This is a genomic window from Rhodanobacter sp. FW106-PBR-R2A-2-24 (assembly GCF_058789615.1).
Window position 1 is genome coordinate 1,815,315 of the sequence record NZ_JBYTBV010000002.1, and the last position, 16,555, is coordinate 1,831,869.

Annotated in this window: 15 protein-coding genes; 5 read left to right on the forward strand and 10 right to left on the reverse strand. The window is 69.4% G+C overall.

What is annotated here, in order from left to right; all coding sequences use genetic code 11:
* Nucleotides 1-31 precede the first annotated feature (31 nt).
* Together AC3WQA_RS09565 and AC3WQA_RS09570 are read right to left on the reverse strand one after the other, a co-directional pair.
* Nucleotides 32-1,309: an AmpG family muropeptide MFS transporter gene (locus AC3WQA_RS09565; RefSeq protein ID WP_492674830.1), complete on the reverse strand. Its 1,278-nt coding sequence runs from the start codon at nt 1,307-1,309 to the stop codon at nt 32-34.
* A gap of 4 nt (nt 1,310-1,313) precedes the next feature.
* Entirely contained in the window at nt 1,314-2,081 is a 768-nt protein-coding gene (locus AC3WQA_RS09570) for an exodeoxyribonuclease III (protein ID WP_492674831.1), read from the reverse strand.
* Nucleotides 2,082-2,184: 103 nt separating this feature from the next.
* On the opposite strand from AC3WQA_RS09570, the gene pyrE reads away from it, so the two are divergent.
* Both pyrE and AC3WQA_RS09580 read left to right on the forward strand, forming a co-directional pair.
* Nucleotides 2,185-2,832, forward strand: a complete 648-nt coding sequence (pyrE, locus tag AC3WQA_RS09575; protein ID WP_492674832.1) for an orotate phosphoribosyltransferase — start codon at nt 2,185-2,187, stop codon at nt 2,830-2,832.
* 97 nt (nt 2,833-2,929) lie between these two features.
* Entirely contained in the window at nt 2,930-3,574 is a 645-nt protein-coding gene (locus AC3WQA_RS09580; protein WP_492674833.1) for a DUF4124 domain-containing protein, read from the forward strand.
* Nucleotides 3,575-3,622: 48 nt separating this feature from the next.
* Here AC3WQA_RS09580 and AC3WQA_RS09585 read toward each other — a convergent pair whose 3' ends face one another.
* The 3 genes from AC3WQA_RS09585 to coaBC are packed head-to-tail and all read right to left on the reverse strand — an operon-like array spanning nt 3,623 to nt 7,683.
* Nucleotides 3,623-5,968 carry a phosphomannomutase/phosphoglucomutase gene (locus AC3WQA_RS09585; RefSeq protein WP_492674834.1) on the reverse strand — a complete coding sequence of 782 codons (2,346 nt, stop codon included), beginning with the start codon at nt 5,966-5,968 and terminating at the stop codon, nt 3,623-3,625.
* Nucleotides 5,969-6,013: 45 nt separating this feature from the next.
* Entirely contained in the window at nt 6,014-6,469 is a 456-nt protein-coding gene (gene dut / locus AC3WQA_RS09590; protein WP_492676343.1) for a dUTP diphosphatase, read from the reverse strand.
* 8 nt (nt 6,470-6,477) lie between these two features.
* Nucleotides 6,478-7,683: a bifunctional phosphopantothenoylcysteine decarboxylase/phosphopantothenate--cysteine ligase CoaBC gene (coaBC, locus tag AC3WQA_RS09595; RefSeq protein WP_492674835.1), complete on the reverse strand. Its 1,206-nt coding sequence runs from the start codon at nt 7,681-7,683 to the stop codon at nt 6,478-6,480.
* 185 nt (nt 7,684-7,868) lie between these two features.
* Between coaBC and radC the strand changes: the two genes are divergently transcribed.
* The 3 genes from radC (at nt 7,869) to AC3WQA_RS09610 (ending at nt 11,426) form a co-directional block, all read left to right on the forward strand.
* Nucleotides 7,869-8,540, forward strand: coding sequence for a RadC family protein (radC, locus tag AC3WQA_RS09600; RefSeq protein ID WP_492674836.1), 672 nt, complete (start codon nt 7,869-7,871; stop codon nt 8,538-8,540).
* Nucleotides 8,541-9,021: 481 nt separating this feature from the next.
* Nucleotides 9,022-10,710 carry an arginine--tRNA ligase gene (argS, locus tag AC3WQA_RS09605; protein ID WP_492674837.1) on the forward strand — a complete coding sequence of 563 codons (1,689 nt, stop codon included), beginning with the start codon at nt 9,022-9,024 and terminating at the stop codon, nt 10,708-10,710.
* Nucleotides 10,710-11,426 carry an SPOR domain-containing protein gene (locus AC3WQA_RS09610; protein WP_492674838.1) on the forward strand — a complete coding sequence of 239 codons (717 nt, stop codon included), beginning with the start codon at nt 10,710-10,712 and terminating at the stop codon, nt 11,424-11,426. Before argS ends, AC3WQA_RS09610 begins: the two co-directional genes overlap by 1 nt.
* A 6-nt stretch (nt 11,427-11,432) precedes the next feature.
* Here AC3WQA_RS09610 and AC3WQA_RS09615 read toward each other — a convergent pair whose 3' ends face one another.
* From AC3WQA_RS09615 to speE, 5 genes are all read right to left on the reverse strand, one after another.
* Nucleotides 11,433-13,319 carry a phospholipase D-like domain-containing protein gene (locus tag AC3WQA_RS09615; RefSeq protein WP_492674839.1) on the reverse strand — a complete coding sequence of 629 codons (1,887 nt, stop codon included), beginning with the start codon at nt 13,317-13,319 and terminating at the stop codon, nt 11,433-11,435.
* A gap of 86 nt (nt 13,320-13,405) precedes the next feature.
* Nucleotides 13,406-13,876 carry a SixA phosphatase family protein gene (locus AC3WQA_RS09620; RefSeq protein WP_492674840.1) on the reverse strand — a complete coding sequence of 157 codons (471 nt, stop codon included), beginning with the start codon at nt 13,874-13,876 and terminating at the stop codon, nt 13,406-13,408.
* Nucleotides 13,877-13,906: 30 nt separating this feature from the next.
* Nucleotides 13,907-14,542: a nucleotide-binding protein gene (locus AC3WQA_RS09625; RefSeq protein ID WP_492674841.1), complete on the reverse strand. Its 636-nt coding sequence runs from the start codon at nt 14,540-14,542 to the stop codon at nt 13,907-13,909.
* 32 nt (nt 14,543-14,574) lie between these two features.
* Nucleotides 14,575-15,609 carry a hypothetical protein gene (locus tag AC3WQA_RS09630; protein WP_492674842.1) on the reverse strand — a complete coding sequence of 345 codons (1,035 nt, stop codon included), beginning with the start codon at nt 15,607-15,609 and terminating at the stop codon, nt 14,575-14,577.
* 59 nt (nt 15,610-15,668) lie between these two features.
* A complete protein-coding gene (speE, locus tag AC3WQA_RS09635; protein WP_492674843.1) occupies nt 15,669-16,538 on the reverse strand; it encodes a polyamine aminopropyltransferase in 870 nt (289 codons plus the stop codon).
* Nucleotides 16,539-16,555: the final 17 nt, after the last annotated feature.

Genomic DNA, 16,555 nt, shown 5'->3' on the forward strand with positions numbered 1-16,555 from the left:
AGCACCGATGCGGCGAAGCGTGCCGCAGCGCTCAGTTTTCCGGCCGCGCCAGCGGATCGAAGCGCCGCCACAGCCCGGCGAAGAACAGCATCGCCGGCAGCACCGAACACACCGTGATGATGAAGTAGCCGCCATAGCCCAGCGCCCCGACGATGGCGCCGGCGAAGAAGCCGAGCACCTTCCCCGACAGGTTCACCAGCGAGCTGAGCAGGGCGTACTGCGTGGCGGTATGGCGCTGGTTGACCAGCAGCGAGAGGAAGGCCACCGTCGGCGGGCCAAGCATGCCCTCGAAGAAGTTCTGCCCCGAGATCGCCAGCGTCAGCATCGCGAGGTGGCCGGGATGGGCGAGCAGGAGCAGGTACAGGAGATTGCTGACCGCGCCCAGCGCGATGCAGGCGCCCAGCGACCGCCACGCGCCCCAGCGCGCCACCGCCGCGCCGCCGGCGAAGGCGCCGGCAATGCCGATCCAGATGCCATAGATCTTGGTGACCGCGCCGATCTGCGTGTTGGAGAAACCCATGTCGCGATAGAACGGCCCCATCACGCCGCCGATGATCGCCTGCTCGGGGATCTTGAACAGCAGGATGAACAGCAAAGTTGCCAGCGCCAGCGCCGGCCCGAAGCGGCGGAAGAAATCCGCGAACGGATCGGCCACGCCCTCGCGCATCGCCTGCCGCCACGACGCTGGCACCTGGTGCAACACCGCCGGCTCGCGCATCAGCAGCGTGGTGGGCAGGGTCAGTGCCATCACGGCGGCCATCAGCGCATAGATGCGCGGCCAGGCGAGGTGGTCGGCCAGGATCAGCGCCAGCGCGCCGGCCACCAGCAGGCCCAGCCGGTAGCCCAGCGAATAGGTGGCCACCAGCGCACCCTGCGCCGAAGGCGGCGCGATCTCGATGCGGTAGGCGTCGATGGCGATGTCCTGCGTGGCGCCCATGAAGGCCACGAACAGCGTGGCCGCCACGAACCACGACAGCCGCGCCGGGGTGAGCGCGGCCATCGCGAGCAGGCCGACGATCACGCCGAGCTGGGCCGCGAGCAGCCAGCCGCGCCGCTGCCCCAGCCGCGCCAGCAGCGGCAGCTGACCGTGATCCAGCAGCGGTGCCCACGCGAACTTGAACACGTAGGTCATGCCGGCGCTGGCGATCATCGTGATCTCCTTGAGCTCGATGCCGCGCTGCTTCAGCCAGAACGAAAGCGTGTAGGACACCAGCAGGAAGGGCAGCCCAGACGCGAAACCGAGCAGGCACAGCGTGCCAGCGGCCGGCTGCGCGAAGGCGCGCCAGATCGACGGCTTGCGTGCCGTCACGCCTTCAGTCGGCATAGTCGACGGTATAGGGCGCGTGGTCGGAGAAGCGCTCGTCGCGGTAGATCGCGCAGGCCTTGAGCCGCGCCGCCAGCAGCGGCGTCACCAGTTGATAGTCGATGCGCCAGCCCACGTCGTTCTCGCGCGCGCGGCCGCGGTTCGACCACCAGGTGTAATCCTCGCCTTCCGGATGCAGGGTGCGGTAGCTGTCCACCCAACCGCGCGCCACCAGGCCATCCATCCACGCGCGCTCTTCCGGCAGGCAACCGGAGTTCTTCTGGTTGGATTTCCAGTTCTTGATGTCGCGCGCGCTGCGCACGATGTTCCAGTCGCCGCACAGCACGTAGTCGCGGCCGCTCGCCAACCACTGGTCGAGGATGGGCGCGAGCCACTCCATCGCCTTGAACTTGAACTGCTGGCGCTCCTCGCCGGAGGAACCGGACGGGATGTAGAACGACACCACGCTCAAGTTGCCGAAACGCGCCTCCACATAGCGCCCTTCGTTGTCGAAGTCGTCCCAGCCCAGCGCGGTGCGCACTTCGTCCGGCTCGCGCTTCGCGTAGATCGCCACGCCGGAATAGCCTTTCTTGCTGCTGGCATCGCGGTAGAAGCAATGGTGGCCATCGGGGCGGTACAGCGGGTCGGCGAGCTGATCCTCCTGCGCCTTGGTTTCCTGCAGGCAGACCACGTCGGCGTGCTGACCGCGCAACCACTCGAACACGCCCTTGGTGGCGGCGGAGCGGATGCCGTTGGCGTTCAGGCTGATGATGCGCATGGTCGGAGTTCCTTGGAATCCGCGGCAGGGTAGCCGAACGCGGCCCGGCAGCCCAAGCCGCAGGCTGCCGTATCATGGCGTTTTTTGCCGTGAGTGCCATGCCATGCAGCCCTACCAGCGCGATTTCATCGACCTTGCCCTCGAGCGCGAGGTGCTGCGTTTTGGCGAGTTCACCCTGAAATCCGGACGACAGAGCCCGTATTTCTTCAACATGGGGCGGATCGACTCCGGCGCCGCGCTGGCCCGCCTCGGTCGCGCCTATGCCGCCGCGATGGAGCGTGCCGGCGTGGCGGTGGACATGCTGTTCGGCCCCGCCTACAAGGGCATCGCGCTGGCTGCGGCCACCGCCATCGCGTTGGCCGAGCAGCACGGCCGTGACCTGCCATGGGCCTACAACCGCAAGGAAGCCAAGGATCACGGCGAGGGCGGCGTGCTGGTCGGCGCCCCGCTCAAGGGCCGCGTGCTGATCGTGGACGACGTGATGACCGCCGGCACCGCGGTGCGCGAGTCGCTGGCGCTGATCCATGCGCATGGCGCGGAACCCGCTGGCGTGCTGATCGCGCTGGACCGGCAGGAGCGCGGCCAGGGCGAGCTTTCCGCCGCGCAAGAGGTGGCGCGCGACCACGGCATTCCGGTGATCGCCATCGCCAGCCTCGCCGACGTGCTGGCCTATGCCGGCGAGCGGCCGGCGCTGGCCGCCGAACACGCCCGCCTGCTGGCCTACCGCGAGCGCTATGGCGTCGCGGGCTGATCCACGCGCGATATCCGTCACGCCGCGCGCACTCCATGGGCCACGCGTGCCACAGCGGCGATGCCGAGCCGTCTATACTCCAGGCAAGGGGGCCTTCATGCGCAAATCCATCCACATCCTCGTCATCGCCGCGCTGCTGGCCAGCGCCACCACCATCGCGCAGCAAGCCAATCGCAACGGCATGCGCTACAAGTGGGTGGACGGCAAAGGCCTGCCGCATTTCAGCGACAGCCTCACCGACGACGCGATCAAATACGGCTACGAAGTGGTCAACGATCAGGGCATGATCGTGCAGCATGTGCAGCGCACGCTGAGCCCGGCCGAACGCGCCGCGGCGCAACAGCTGGCCGCGCAACAGGCGGCCGCGCAGCGCGCGTCGCGGGATCGCGCCCGCACCGACGAGCAACTGCTCGCCGCCTATCCCGACGAGGCTTCCTACAAATCCTCGCTGGACCAGACCCTGGCCAACATGGATCTGCAGATCCACACCAGCAAGCTCAACCTGCGCAGCCAGGAGCAATCCCTCACCGGGCTGCTGGCGCGCGCCTCCGAGTTCGAGCACAACAAGCAGCCGCTGCCCAAGTTCCTGCAGGACGACATCGCCAAGCAACGCACGCTGGTGAACAGCCTGCAGGCGACACTCACGCGCCAACAGGCCGAACGCGACCAGGCCGTCAAGGGGCAGGCGCAGCAACTGGCGCACTATCGCGCCCTGCAGGCCGCGCAAAACCCGCAACCCTGAGCGCCCGCCAAAGACCGTGCCCGCCGGGGCAACCCGCGCGACGCCGGTTCAGAACGGTAGCTTGAGCGTCGGATCGGTGGCCAGCAGCTGCTCGCGGAACACCTGCTGGATGCGCTTGAGCGCGCCGCCGGTGTCGGCGTCGAAGCGCAGCACCAGCACCGGCGTGGTGTTGGACGCGCGCACCAGCCCCCAGCCATCCGGCCAGTCGGCGCGCACGCCGTCGATGGTGATGAGGGTGGCGTCGCCGAAGTTCGCCTTGGCGCGGAACTTCTCCATGAAGCGGTAGTGCTCGCCCTCGGCCAGCTCGATCTTCAGTTCGGGCGTCGAGACGCCCTTGGGCAAGGTGGCGAAAATATCCTCCGGACTGCGTTCCTCCGGATCGCCGGCGAGGATCTCCAAGAGCCGCGCGGCGGCATAAATGCCATCGTCGAAACCGTACCAACGCTCCTTGAAGAAGAAATGGCCGCTCATCTCGCCGGCCAGCTCGGCGCCCGTCTCGCGCATCTTGGCCTTGATGAGCGAATGGCCGGTGCGCCACATCAGGGGGCTGCCGCCGGCCTCCAGGATCTGGCCCTTGAGATGGCCGGTGCACTTCACGTCATAGATGATGGTGGCGCCCGGCTGGCGCGACAGCACGTCGCGCGCGAACAGCATCAACACGCGATCCGGGAAGATGATCTCGCCGGCCTTGGTCACCACGCCGAGGCGGTCACCGTCGCCGTCGAAGGCCAGGCCGAGGTCGGCACCGGTCTGCTTCACCACGTGGATCAGATCTTCCAGGTTGTGCGGATCGGACGGATCGGGATGGTGGTTGGGGAAGTTGCCGTCCACCTCGCAATACAGCGGCACCACCTCGCAACCCACCCCGGCGAGCACCTGCGGCGCCACCGCGCCAGGGATGCCGTTGCCGCAATCCACCACCACCTTGAGGCGGCGCTCGGCCTGCACGTCGCCGACGATGCGCTCCAGGTAGTCGGGCAGTACGTCGACCTGGCGCAGGCTGCCGCCACCACCACTTTCGAGCACGTTGCCGGCGATGCGCCGGTACAGATCCTGGATCGCTTCCTCGGCCAGGGTCTGCCCGCCGATCACGATCTTGAAGCCGTTGTAGTCGGGCGGGTTGTGGCTGCCGGTCACCGCCACGCCGCTGCCGGTGTTGTAGTGCCAGCAGGCGAAGTACACCACCGGCGTGGGCACCGCGCCCAGGTCGATCACGTCGATGCCGGCCTTGCGCAAGCCCTCGGCCAGCGCGCCGGCCAACTCGGGGCCGGACAAGCGGCCATCGCGGCCCACCACGATCTCGCGCAGGCCCTGCTCGCGCATCAGCGTGCCGATAGCCTGGCCCAGCAGGCCGGCCACGTCGGCATCCAGGGTCTTGCCCACCACGCCACGGATGTCATAGGCGCGGAAGATCGACGGATCGATCACCGTCGCCTGCGCCACGGCGGCCGGCGCAGCGGCCGGCGGCGTGGCCAGCTTGGCCAGCACGGGTTCGGGCGGAGCGGCCTTGCGCTCCTCCTCCTGCGCCTGGCGCAAGGCATCGATATCGACGTCGGACTCGCCCGCCCGCCGCCCCTGGTGCAAGCGCCAGCGCAGCAAGCCGATGCCACCACCCAACCCCAGCAGGGCCAGCAGCGCCGCCAGCGGCCAGGCATGGGGCAGCACGATGAAACTCTGCGGCAGCGCCGCCGCCACGCTGAAGGTGCTGCCCGGCACCGGTTTGGCGCCCGGGTACAACGCTGCCGCCGGGCTGCCGTTCGACAGCAGACGCATGTCGGTGTCGGCGTCGCCCTGGCGCAAATCCAGCCGGCCGCCGGCCGGCGATACCGCGTTGAAGGTGTCGGCCATGCCGTCAAACGGCAGCTCCACCCACACCCAGGCCTGCGGCGCCGAGCCGCCGGCCGAATGCATCGGCACCACCAGGCTCAGGCGACGGTCGCCCACGCCATGGGACACGCTTTGCACCGGCGGCAGGCCGTCGGCACTCTGCGCGGCCATCAGCTGCGCCGCCTTGGCATAGCCGAACTCGTGGAAGTTGGCATGCAGCACCTCATCCAGGCTGCCGCTGTAGATCTCCAACTGCAACGCGTGCGGCAGGCGCATGTGCAAGGTGGCCATGAACAGGTCTTTTTCGTCCTTGAGCAAGGCCGGATCGAGCCCGACCGTCGCCTGCACGAGCTTGGCACGGTCGGCGGCAACCAGCGCCGTCAGTCTTTGCACGGCCAGGTCCTGCGCCCGCACCACGCGCGCGTTCGCGTGGCTCTCGTCGGCGATCAGCCAGGTCTGCCAGGCGCAGAAGGCGCCCGCGAACAGCAACACGGTGGCCAACGCCAGCGGCCATAGTTGTCGCCAATCGGTGCGCCGGCGCCCGCTCGATTCGGTAGCTTCAGTCATTGCCACTGCCTGCTCCCACAGGTCCGCGTCCAGCCCACGCCTGCATTATTTGATGCCCGTTGAACCAAAACCGCCGACGCCGCGCGTGCTGGGCGCGAACTCGTCCACTCGCCGCAGCCGCGCCTGCGCCACCGGCACCAGCAGCAATTGCGCGATGCGGTCGCCCACGCCGATGGTGACCGGCTCGCGGCCGCGATTCCAGCAGGAAATCATCAGCGGCCCCTGGTAATCAGCGTCGATCACGCCCACCAGGTTGCCCATCACCAGCCCTTGCTTGTGGCCCAGGCCGGAGCGCGGCACGATCAGCGCGCACCAGCCCGGGTCGCCGATATGGATGGCGATGCCGCTGGGGACCAGCGCCGTGGCGCCGGGTTCGAGCACGAGCGGTGTCTCCAGCGCGGCGCGCAAGTCCATGCCCGCGCTGCCAGCGGTGGCGGCCTCGGGCAGGGGGATGCTCACGCCCAGGCGCGGGTCGAGGATCTTCAGCTCGACCTCCAGCACCGCCCCGCTCATCCGCGCACCGCGCGATAGCGCGTGGCTACGGCGGCGACCAATTGCCGCGCCAGATCCAGCTTGGCGGCGCGCGGCAGCTCCAGCATGCCGCCCTGCCAGTACACGTCCAGCGCGTTGTCGCTGGTCTCGAAGCCCAGCCCGCCGCCCACGCGGTTGGCGGCGATCATGTCCAGCCCCTTGCGCTGCAATTTGTCCTGCGCGTAGCGCGCCACGTCGTTGGTCTCGGCGGCGAAGCCCACCAGGAAGGGGTGCCCGGCCTGCGCGGCGAGGCCGCCGATGATGTCGGGGTTCTCGGCCAGCTTCAGCACCAGCTCGGCGCCAGCCTGTTTTTTCAGCTTGCACGGCGCCACTTCATCCGGGCGGTAATCGCCCACCGCCGCCGCGCCCACGTAGACGTGCGCGCCGGCACAGGCCTCGACCACCGCCTGCTGCATCTGCGCCGCGCTGCGCACATCGACACGCCGCGACACACCAGGCGGCGTGGCCAGACTCACCGGGCCAGCCACCAGGGTGACCCGCGCGCCCGCCTCGGCGGCAGCCTGCGCCACCGCGAAACCCATCTTGCCGGAGCTGCGGTTGCCGATGAAACGCACCGGATCGATGTCCTCGAAGGTAGGGCCGGCGCTGACCACCACCTGCAACCCCGTGAGCGCGCCGTCACCGAAGGAGGCGGCCAGCGCGTCGCGCAGTTGCTCCGGCTCCAGCATGCGTCCCTCGCCCACGTCGCCGCAGGCCTGTTCGCCGGAGGCCGGCCCCAGCACCTGCACGCCGCGCTGGCGCAGCAGCGCCACGTTGGCCTGCACTGCCGGGTGCGCCCACATCTGCCGGTTCATCGCCGGGGCGATGGTCAGCGGTGCGGCGCTGGCCAGGCACAGCGTGGCAAGCAGGTCATCGGCCTGGCCATGCGCCAGGCGCGCGATCACGTCGGCGCTGGCCGGTGCGACGAGGATGCGCTCGGCCCAGCGCGCCAGTTCGATATGCCCCATCGCCGCCTCGGCCGCGGCATCCCACAGCGAGGTGCGCACACCCTGCCCGGACAAGGCCTGGAAGGTGACCGCGCCGACGAAACGCTCGGCGCCGGCGGTCATCACCACGCGCACCTCGGCGCCGGCTTCGCGCAGGCGGCGAACCAGTTCGCAGGCTTTGTAGGCGGCGATGCCGCCGGACACACCGAGCAGAATGCGGCGTTGGGCAAGACTCATGCGGGAACCTCTCACAACTTCGTGGCGCCCGCGACACCGGAGCGTGTCGCTCGCGAAACCTTCTGGGAAGCGGTTTTCGAGGTTCCCATGTAGGGCGGGCCTGACGTGCGATCAGGCGGCTAGCTTACCGGATTCGTGCCGCCGGACGACTGCTCGCCGCGCAATGGCGCAGGCACCCTGATCGCATGAGCATCCGCGACTGGCCCGAAGGCGAACGCCCCCGCGAAAAGCTGCTGGAGCGCGGCAGCGGCGCGCTGTCCGACGCCGAACTGCTGGCCGTGCTGCTGGGCAGCGGCGTGCGCGGCAAGGACGCCATCGCGCTGGGCCGCGAGCTGCTGGTAAACGCGGGCAGCCTCGGCGCCCTGCTCGGCCGGCCCGACCACTCGGTGCGCGCGGTCGGCCTGGGCCCGGCCAAGCGCGCGCGCATCGCCGCCGCGCTGGAGCTGGCCCGGCGCAGCCTGGCCGAGCAATTGCGCGAGGCGCCCGCGCTGGGCAACCCGCGCGACAGCGGCGACTACCTCAGCGCACGGCTGCGCCACCTGCCTTACGAAGTGTTCGGTTGCCTGTACCTGGACAACCGCCATCGCGTGCTGGCCTTCGAGGAGTTGTTTCGCGGCACCGTGGACGGCGCCAGCGTGCACCCGCGCGAGGTGGTGCGCGCCTGCCTGCAACACAACGCCGTCGCCGTGATCTTCGCCCACAACCATCCCTCGGGCGTGGCCGAGCCCAGCGCGGCCGACCGCGCGATCACCCACGAGCTGCGCGATGCCCTGCAGCTGGTCGGCGTGCGCGTGCTCGACCACCTGGTGATCGGCAGCGGCCACCCGGTGTCGATGGCGGCGCGCGGCCTGCTTTGAGCGATACCACCAAAAACAAAGGCCGGCGCGGGAAACCCGCACCGGCCTGCCGGCGTTTGGGAGCGGGGAGGCGGCATCTCCGGATGCCCGCTGGCGGAGGGGAGACGCCCGGGCACCCAGCCAGTATCGCCGCGGTACGTGACAAGCCGGTGACGCATTCGACGCCGCAACTGCCCGCGCCAAGCCAGCGAAACTTATGCACAAATCCCGGAAACCGGCTGTTGCGGGCCACACTGCCATAAGCACTTTCAATTACCATCATAAGTTGCTGTTTATAAACATTTGTCTTGCGAGACATCGCGCTCGGCGAGTGGCCATCGCCGAAACCTGCCCGTCCCGGCCGACTTTCCCCACAGACTTATCCACAGGACTGCCCAACGCCACAGACCAGCGCGCGACGGGCCTGGCCATGGCATCGACGGCGGCTCAGACGGCGGGGGTCTGCTAAGCTTTTCGGTTCCATCCCGAAAGCCCGGCGCCCGTGAAAACCCAGCTGCATGAACTCGTTCTCGAAGCCATCCACGCCTTGCAGTCCCAAGCCACCCTGCCGGCCGAGCTCGCGGTGCCCGACTTCGTGATCGAGCGCACGCGCTCGCGCGAGCACGGCGATTTCGCCTGCAACGCCGCGATGCTGCTGGCAAAGCATGCCCGCACCAAGCCGCGTGAGCTGGCCGAGAAACTCGTGGCCGCCCTGCCCGCGAACGCGCTGCTGGCCAAGGTGGAAATCGCCGGCCCCGGCTTCATCAACTTCTTCCTCGCCGCCGACGCCAGCCAGGCGCAGGTGCGCCGCATCCTGGAACAGGGCGAAGCCTATGGTCGCAGCGCGCGCGGCGCCGGCCGCACGGTGGGCGTGGAATACGTCTCGGCCAACCCCACCGGCCCGCTGCACGTGGGCCATGGCCGCAACGCGGCGCTGGGCGATTGCGTGGCGCGCCTCTTGAACGCCACCGGCTGGACGGTGCGGCGCGAGTTCTACTACAACGATGCCGGCGTGCAGATCGCCAACCTCGCCATCTCCACCCAAGCGCGTGCCAAGGGCATCGCCCCCGGCGACGCCGGCTGGCCGGAGAACGGCTACCGCGGCGACTACATCGCCGACGTGGCCAAGGCGTATCTCGCCGGCGACAGCGTCACCGTGGAAGGCCACACCATCACCGGCGCCAGGGACGCGGACAACCTCGACGCCATCCGCGCCTTCGCCGTGGCCTACCTGCGCCGCGAGCAGAACCTCGACCTGCAGGCCTTCGGCGTGGAGTTCGACGTCTATTTCCTCGAATCCTCGCTGTACACCGAGGGCAAGGTGGAGGAAACCGTGCGCGAGCTCACCGCCCACGGCTATACCTACGAGGAAGGCGGCGCGCTGTGGCTGAAGACCACGGCCTTCGGCGACGACAAGGACCGCGTGATGCGCAAGTCCGACGGCACGTATACGTATTTCGTGCCGGACGTGGCCTATCACCTTTCCAAGTGGCAGCGCGGCTACGCCAAGGCCATCACCGTGCTGGGCTCGGATCACCACGGCTCGCTGGCGCGCGTGAAGGCTGGCCTGCAGGCGCTGGACTGCGGCATCCCCAAGGGCTACCCGGATTACCTGCTGTACCAGATGGTGACGGTGATGAAGGGCGGCGAGGAGGTGAAGATCTCCAAGCGCGCCGGCAGCTACGTCACCCTGCGCGATCTCATCGACGAGGTGGGCCGCGACGCCACGCGCTACTTCCTGATCGCGCGCAAGGGCGACTCGCAACTGGTATTCGACATCGACCTCGCGCGTTCGCAGACCAACGACAACCCCGTCTACTACATCCAGTACGCCCACGCCCGCGTGTGCAGCGTGCTGCGCCAGGCCGGCGAGAAAGGGTTCACGTTCGATCCGGACAATGGGCTGATGCAGCTCGCGCGGCTGGACAACGAACACGAACAGGCCCTGCTCACCGAGCTGTCGCGCTACCCCGAGGTAGTGGACGCGGCAGCCACGAACCTGGAGCCGCACCTGCTCGCCGTCTGGCTGCGCGAGTTGGCCAACGCCTTCCACACTTACTACAACTCGTATCAGTTCCTGGTCGAGGACAAGAACCTGCGCGACGCCCGCCTGGCGCTGGTGGTAGCCACCCGGCAGGTGCTGCGCAACGGCCTCGACCTCTTGGGCCTGACCGCCCCGGAGAGCATGTGATGGCAACCCGCAAGAGCAGTGGCAAGAGCAGGGGCCGGCAGGCCGTGCGCAACAACGGCGGCGGATTTCCCACCTGGGCCGCGATCCTCGTCGGCATCCTGATCGGCGTGGTAGCGCTGGCCTTCCTGATGCGCCATTCGGCCTTGCCGATGTCGGCCAAGGGCGGCCCGCAAGCCAACCCGCAGGCCACCGCCGAACCCCCCGGCGAAACCGGCGCCGTCGCGCCTGGCGCCGCCGCGAGCACGCCGAAGAAGCCGCAGTTCGACTTCTACTCCGTGTTGTCGGAGAAGGAAGTGCGCATCCCGGACGCCGAGTTGAGCGCGCAGGCCAAGGCCGAGCAGCAAGCCGCCGTCGCCCCGCCCGCCCCGGCCCCGACGCCCGCCACGCCGGTGCCGGCACCGGGGCTCACGCCGGGCCAGGCCGTGGCCACCCAGCGCGTGGTGGCCGCCCCTGCCGCCGCCGTGCCGCAGCCCCCCGCCGACAGCGGCTACCTGCTGCAGGTCGGCGCCTTCCCCGACGCCGCGAAGGCCGAGGCCAGCAAGGCCGAACTGGCCATGCAGGGCTTCGTCGCCAACGTGCAGACCGTCACCATCAACGGCCAGACCTACCACCGCGTGCGACTGGGCCCGTTCGCCTCGGCCAGCGCGCTGGAAGCCACCAAGCAGCGGCTCGGCCACGCCGGCATCAGCTCGATCGCGCTGAAGGAAGGCAAGTAACCACCGTCACAGGATGCCCTTCACCCCCGCCCCGAAGGCGGTGACGAGCCGCGTGTAGATCAGCTTGGACGAGAGCGCCACGTCGGGGAAGTCGCCGACCGCGGTGTAGCAGTCGTGGAACCGCGGGTTGTCCGGGGCGAGCGGGGCGCAGCCGGGCCTGATCTCGTAGCTGGTGGCGTAACGCAGCGGCCACAGATCGAACAGCGGCAGGTGCGCGGAGAGGTCACCGATGGCCAGGCTGAGCTGGCCCAGCACCGGGATGCGCGGCTTGCGCGGGGCGATCGTCCAGGCGTTTTGCGGCAAGGTGTCTTCGAGGATGGAGGCGCGCAGCTCGCTGGCGAAGCGCGGATCGACCACGATCACGCCCGACTCGGTGTTGTAGTGGTCCGAGCGCGGGTCGAAGTTGTGCGAGCCGACCATGGCGAAGGCGCCGTCCACCACCATCGACTTGGCGTGCAGGCTGTAGCGGCGGCCACCGCTTTGCAGCGGCGCGGGCCGGTTGCGCTTGCCGCGACTGCCGAACACGCCGGGACGACGCTCGTTGCCGGGGAAACGCCGCCGCTTGCCGGGCACCGCGATGGGCTGGCCGTCGGGGCCGTCGGCGGCGGCCTGGTTGGCTTCTTCGTAATCCTCCGCGGCACTCTCGGCGTGCGGCTTCAGCTCGTGGATCTGGAAGCCGAACTCGGTGAGGTAGCGGCGGCGGTTCTTGTAGGAGAGCGCATACACCGCGAAGGCGTCGGTGGCCGCCAGCGAGTTGGTGGACACGATGACGCGCGGCGCGGGCCGCTGCCGATGCAGGCGCTTGAAGATTTTCTGCGCATGGCGGCTCATCACCAGGTAGGGCGTCTGCAGCACCACCTCTTTCCTGGCGCCGGCCAGCATCGCCATCAGGTGGTTGGTAAGCGCGCGGGCGTTGCGCTTGCTCGGGTCGTCGGTCTTGGCGGGCAGGTCGCTGAAATAGCGCACCTGGCTCACCCGCAAGGTGGCGTCGGCGAGCCACGCGGCGAGCCAGTCGGGGTCTTCCGCCTCGGCCTGCACGCGCGCCACGCGTGCCGGGTCGGCGTAGTGCGGCGCTGGCCAGGGTGGCACCGCGCCGTCGTCGCGCAGGCGTCGGTTGACGTCGCGCAGTTTGACCAGCGGCACCGCGCGCTTGTGCTGCCAGAACAGCGCGAAGCTCGCGGCCATCTCCGCGCCCACCGGCCCGCCGACCATCACCTCGCGGTCGCGGTAGTCGAAATCCTTGTCCCAGTTGAAGTAGCGGTTCTGGTAGTTGCGCCCGCCGGTGATGCCGATGCTGTCGTCGACCAGGAACAGCTTGTTGTGCATGCGCTGGTTGAACTTCATGAAACAGCACACCACGCCGGCGGCGAACTCCAGCGGCGGCGTGTGCGCGTCATGGAAAGTGGGGTTGTACAGCTTCACCGCGAGGTTGGGGCTGACCCGCGCGAGGCGGTCGAGCAGGCCGAGATCCTCGAAGGAGAACAACTGGTCGGCGAGGATGCGCACCTTGACGCCGCGCCGCGCCGCCTTGACCAGCTCGTCGAGCATCAGCTGGCCGACGTCGTCCTCATCCCAGATGTAGGTCTGGATGTCGATGCTGCGCTGCGCGGCGCGGATCAGGCTGATGCGCGCGGCCAGCGCGGCCTCGCTGTCGTCGAGCAGGACGACGGTGTTGACCGGGTGCGCGGGCGTGGAATCGGCCAGCGCCTGCTGCGCGGCGGCGAGCAGGGGCGAGGGCATGGCGCAGCGATCGGCGGCCTGGCAGGTATCGGCGCGACCGGGGCTGGCGGCAACGATGGCGTCGGCCGCACGGATCTGCGCGCGGCTGAGCGTGCAGCCTTGCAGCAGGGCGATGGTCGTCAGCAGGAGCGGGAGTAGCCAGCGGAACGGCATGCGCGATGGGCAAGGCGAGGGCGGCAGCGCCGGAGGCATTAGAGACAGGCGGGCGCTGCGTACGTTCCCCGGCAGCGGGCGGCAACTCAGGGCGACCAGAAAGCATCCAGCCGCGCACTGGCGGGTTCCAGGCTGCCGTTCAGATGCAACACCGCCAGCCCGGCGGGCGGCATGCCACGAAACTCGTCGGAGCGCCCTTCCACCAGCAGCGCCACCAGCCGCTCGATCCCGGGGTTGTGGCCCACCAGCAGCACGCTGCCGGCCTCCATGTGCTGGTCGAGCAGGGCCAGCAGTTCGCCCGGGGTGGCCTCGTAGATCTCGCCCACGGTTTGCAGCGCCGGCGCCGTCGTCAGAGCCGCCAGTGCGAGTTGCGCGGTTTCCGTGGCGCGCTGCGCCGGCGAACTCAGCGCGCGCTGCGGCCGCACCCCATGCTTGGCCAGCCAGCTGCCGGCCGCCTGCGCCTCGTGGCGGCCGCGTTCGCTCAGCGCGCGCGACTGGTCGCCATCATCATGGGCGGACAGGGCTTCGGCGTGGCGCAACAGAATCAATTCGTGCATGGGAAACTCCGGTGGATGGGATGATCCGGCTCAGGCGGCTGCCCGCTTGAGCCAGCGCAGCAGGGGCTTCCAGTCCTGTTGCTGCTGGCGCACCTGTTCGGACTGGTAGTCGAAGATGCCCTTGCCGAGGCCGCTCAGCAGCACGTAGGCCTGGCTGTCGCGCAGCTGCGCGGCGATGGGGAAAGGTGCCTCGGCGGCAAGCTGCTCCAGCGCGTCCTGGCTGGCGTGCGTCCAGGGTTTGAGCCGGTTGGCCACCAGTGCCACCGGCAGCTTGCCAGCCTTGATCCGGCGGACAGTCCGCAGTTCGTCCAGAAAACGCAGCGTGGCGTCGAGATCGAAACGGGAGGGCAGCACCGGCACCAGCAGGGCGGCGGCCTGGTCAAGGTAGGGCTCCAGCTCGCGCTCACCGACGCCGGCCGGGGTGTCGACCAGGAGTTGCTGGGTGTCCGTCGGCACCCGCTGCAGTGCCTTGCGGCCGCCCTCCAGCGCCAGCACGCCGGGCACGTTGTCGGGCCGGCGACTGGCCCAGGTGTAGCTGGAGCCTTGCCGGTCTGCATCCACGATAGCCGTGCGCTGGCCGGCCTGCGCCCAGTGCGAGGCCAGCTGGGTCACCAGCGTGCTCTTGCCGCAACCGCCCTTGCTGCTTGCCACCAGCGTCGTAAGCATGGGTTTGCCTCGCTCGCGTCGGTGGGCCAAGCCTAACCGTTAGCGGCCTTCATGGGGAGGTGGGGCGGCGCGGTATCAGCCGGGGCCGCCGGCTGCCAGCTGCCCGGTGCGGTGGTCGAAATGCCGGCGGCGCGCAGGAGGGCCAGCCACTGGCTCATCTCGCCACCGCCTTGGCGGGCGATGCCAAGCCATTGCGCCGCCAGGCCGGCATCGTCGGGCACCCGCAGCGCCAGTCGGGCGTGGTTGTGCACCTGCCAGGCGAGGTCGCGACGCTGGCGCAAGGCGTCGGCTCGCGCTTGGCTGTCGCCCAGCGTCTCGATCAGGTGCAGGCCCAACGAGCGCGCCAGCGGGCTGGAACCCCAGGCAAGCAACCGGCCCAGCTGCAGGCAATCGGCCTTGATGGCGGTATCGGTCTGCGCGTGGCCGCACCACTGCGCCACCACGGGCAGTACCGGGCGCACCTGCAGACGGGCATTGCCCAGCACCAGCAAGGCCTGCACGCCGCTGGCGCCGGCCGCGCCCTGCGCCGCCGCGGGCGGCGGCAAGGCATCCACCACGGCGGCCAGGGCGGCGGCGCTGGTGCCGGCGTAGTCGTCGTACAGCTTGGCCGCAGCGGCGTGGGCGAAATCGGCGCGGGCCGCGGTGGATTTCATGTTGCGGGTGTCGAGGTCGAACTTCAGCAGCCACACCGCCGCGTTGTCCGGCGCCTGTTCGACGAGTTTGCGCAGCGCGACGGCGTTGGGGCAAGCGTCAGCGCCGGCATCGCAATCGGCCAGTCGCGCCCACTGCACCGCCGGGCCGGCATCCGCGGCGGTCGCCGCGCGGTCGATCAGCGCGTGGAAGCTGGTGAACTTGCCCGGCTTGGGCAGCGCGCGCGCCAGCAGCGCCGCGCCCAGGAGCGGCTGCGCCCCCGCCCGCAGTGCCAGCACGCTGACCAGGTCACGCTGGAAGCCCTCCAGCGTGGCGGCGCGCGCGTCCGCGCTGGCGGCAGGCTTGTCCGCCGCCAGCGCGGGCATGGCGAGCATCGCCAGCATGCCGATCCAGACCACGCGTTGCCCTATCCACATGAAGCCGCTCCGGTCACGATCGAAAACCACGCTGTGCGACGCTCTCCCCGTCCCCGGCCTTATTCCCCCAGGGCCTCGCGCATGAACTCCGGCTGGGCCAGCGCAGCCTTGTGGATGTCGGCGTTGTAGTAGCGGGTGCGGAAGCCCTTGCTGTGCGCGCCGCGCTCGCGGAAGCCCGAGAGGTCACCGCCCTTGCGCGCCATGGTGCAACTCCACCAGCCGGTGGGGTAGCAGGGCTGCGGGAACGGCAGGGTCTTCACCGCGCTGAAGCCGGCCGTGCGCATCGCGGCGCGCATCGACTTGATGAGCTCGAGATGCGCCAGCGGCGATTCCGACTGCTGCACCAAGAGGCCGCCGTGGCGCAGCGCCTTGAAGCAGCTGGCATAGAAGGTGGCGTTGAACAGGCCTTCGGCGGGGCCGACCGGATCGGTGGAGTCCACGATCACCAGGTCGATGGATTCCGGCTCGGCCTCGGCCATGTACTTGATGCCGTCGATGAACAGCAGCTCGGCGCGCGGGTCGCCGTTGGATTCGCACAGCTCGGGGAAATACTGCTCGGCCAGGCGGGTGACGCGCTCGTCGATCTCCACCTGGGTGGCCTTCTCCACTTCCTCGTGCTTGAGCACCTCGCGCAGCGTGCCGCAGTCGCCGCCGCCGATGATGACCACGCGCTTGGCGCGGGCGTGGGTGAACAGCGCCGGGTGGGTCATCATCTCGTGGTAGAGGAAGTTGTCGCGCGTGGTGAGCATCACGCAGCCGTCGATCACCATGAGCTTGCCCCAGTCCGTGGTCTGGTGGATCTCGATGGTCTGGAACGGGGTCTTCTCCGCGTGCAGCAATTGCTCGGTGCGAAAGCCGATGGAAGAGCCGGAGGCCTGGTGGGCTTCGGTGTACCAGCGGGCTTCATTCGACGTGTTCTGCTGCGACATGGGTGTACCTGAGGGGC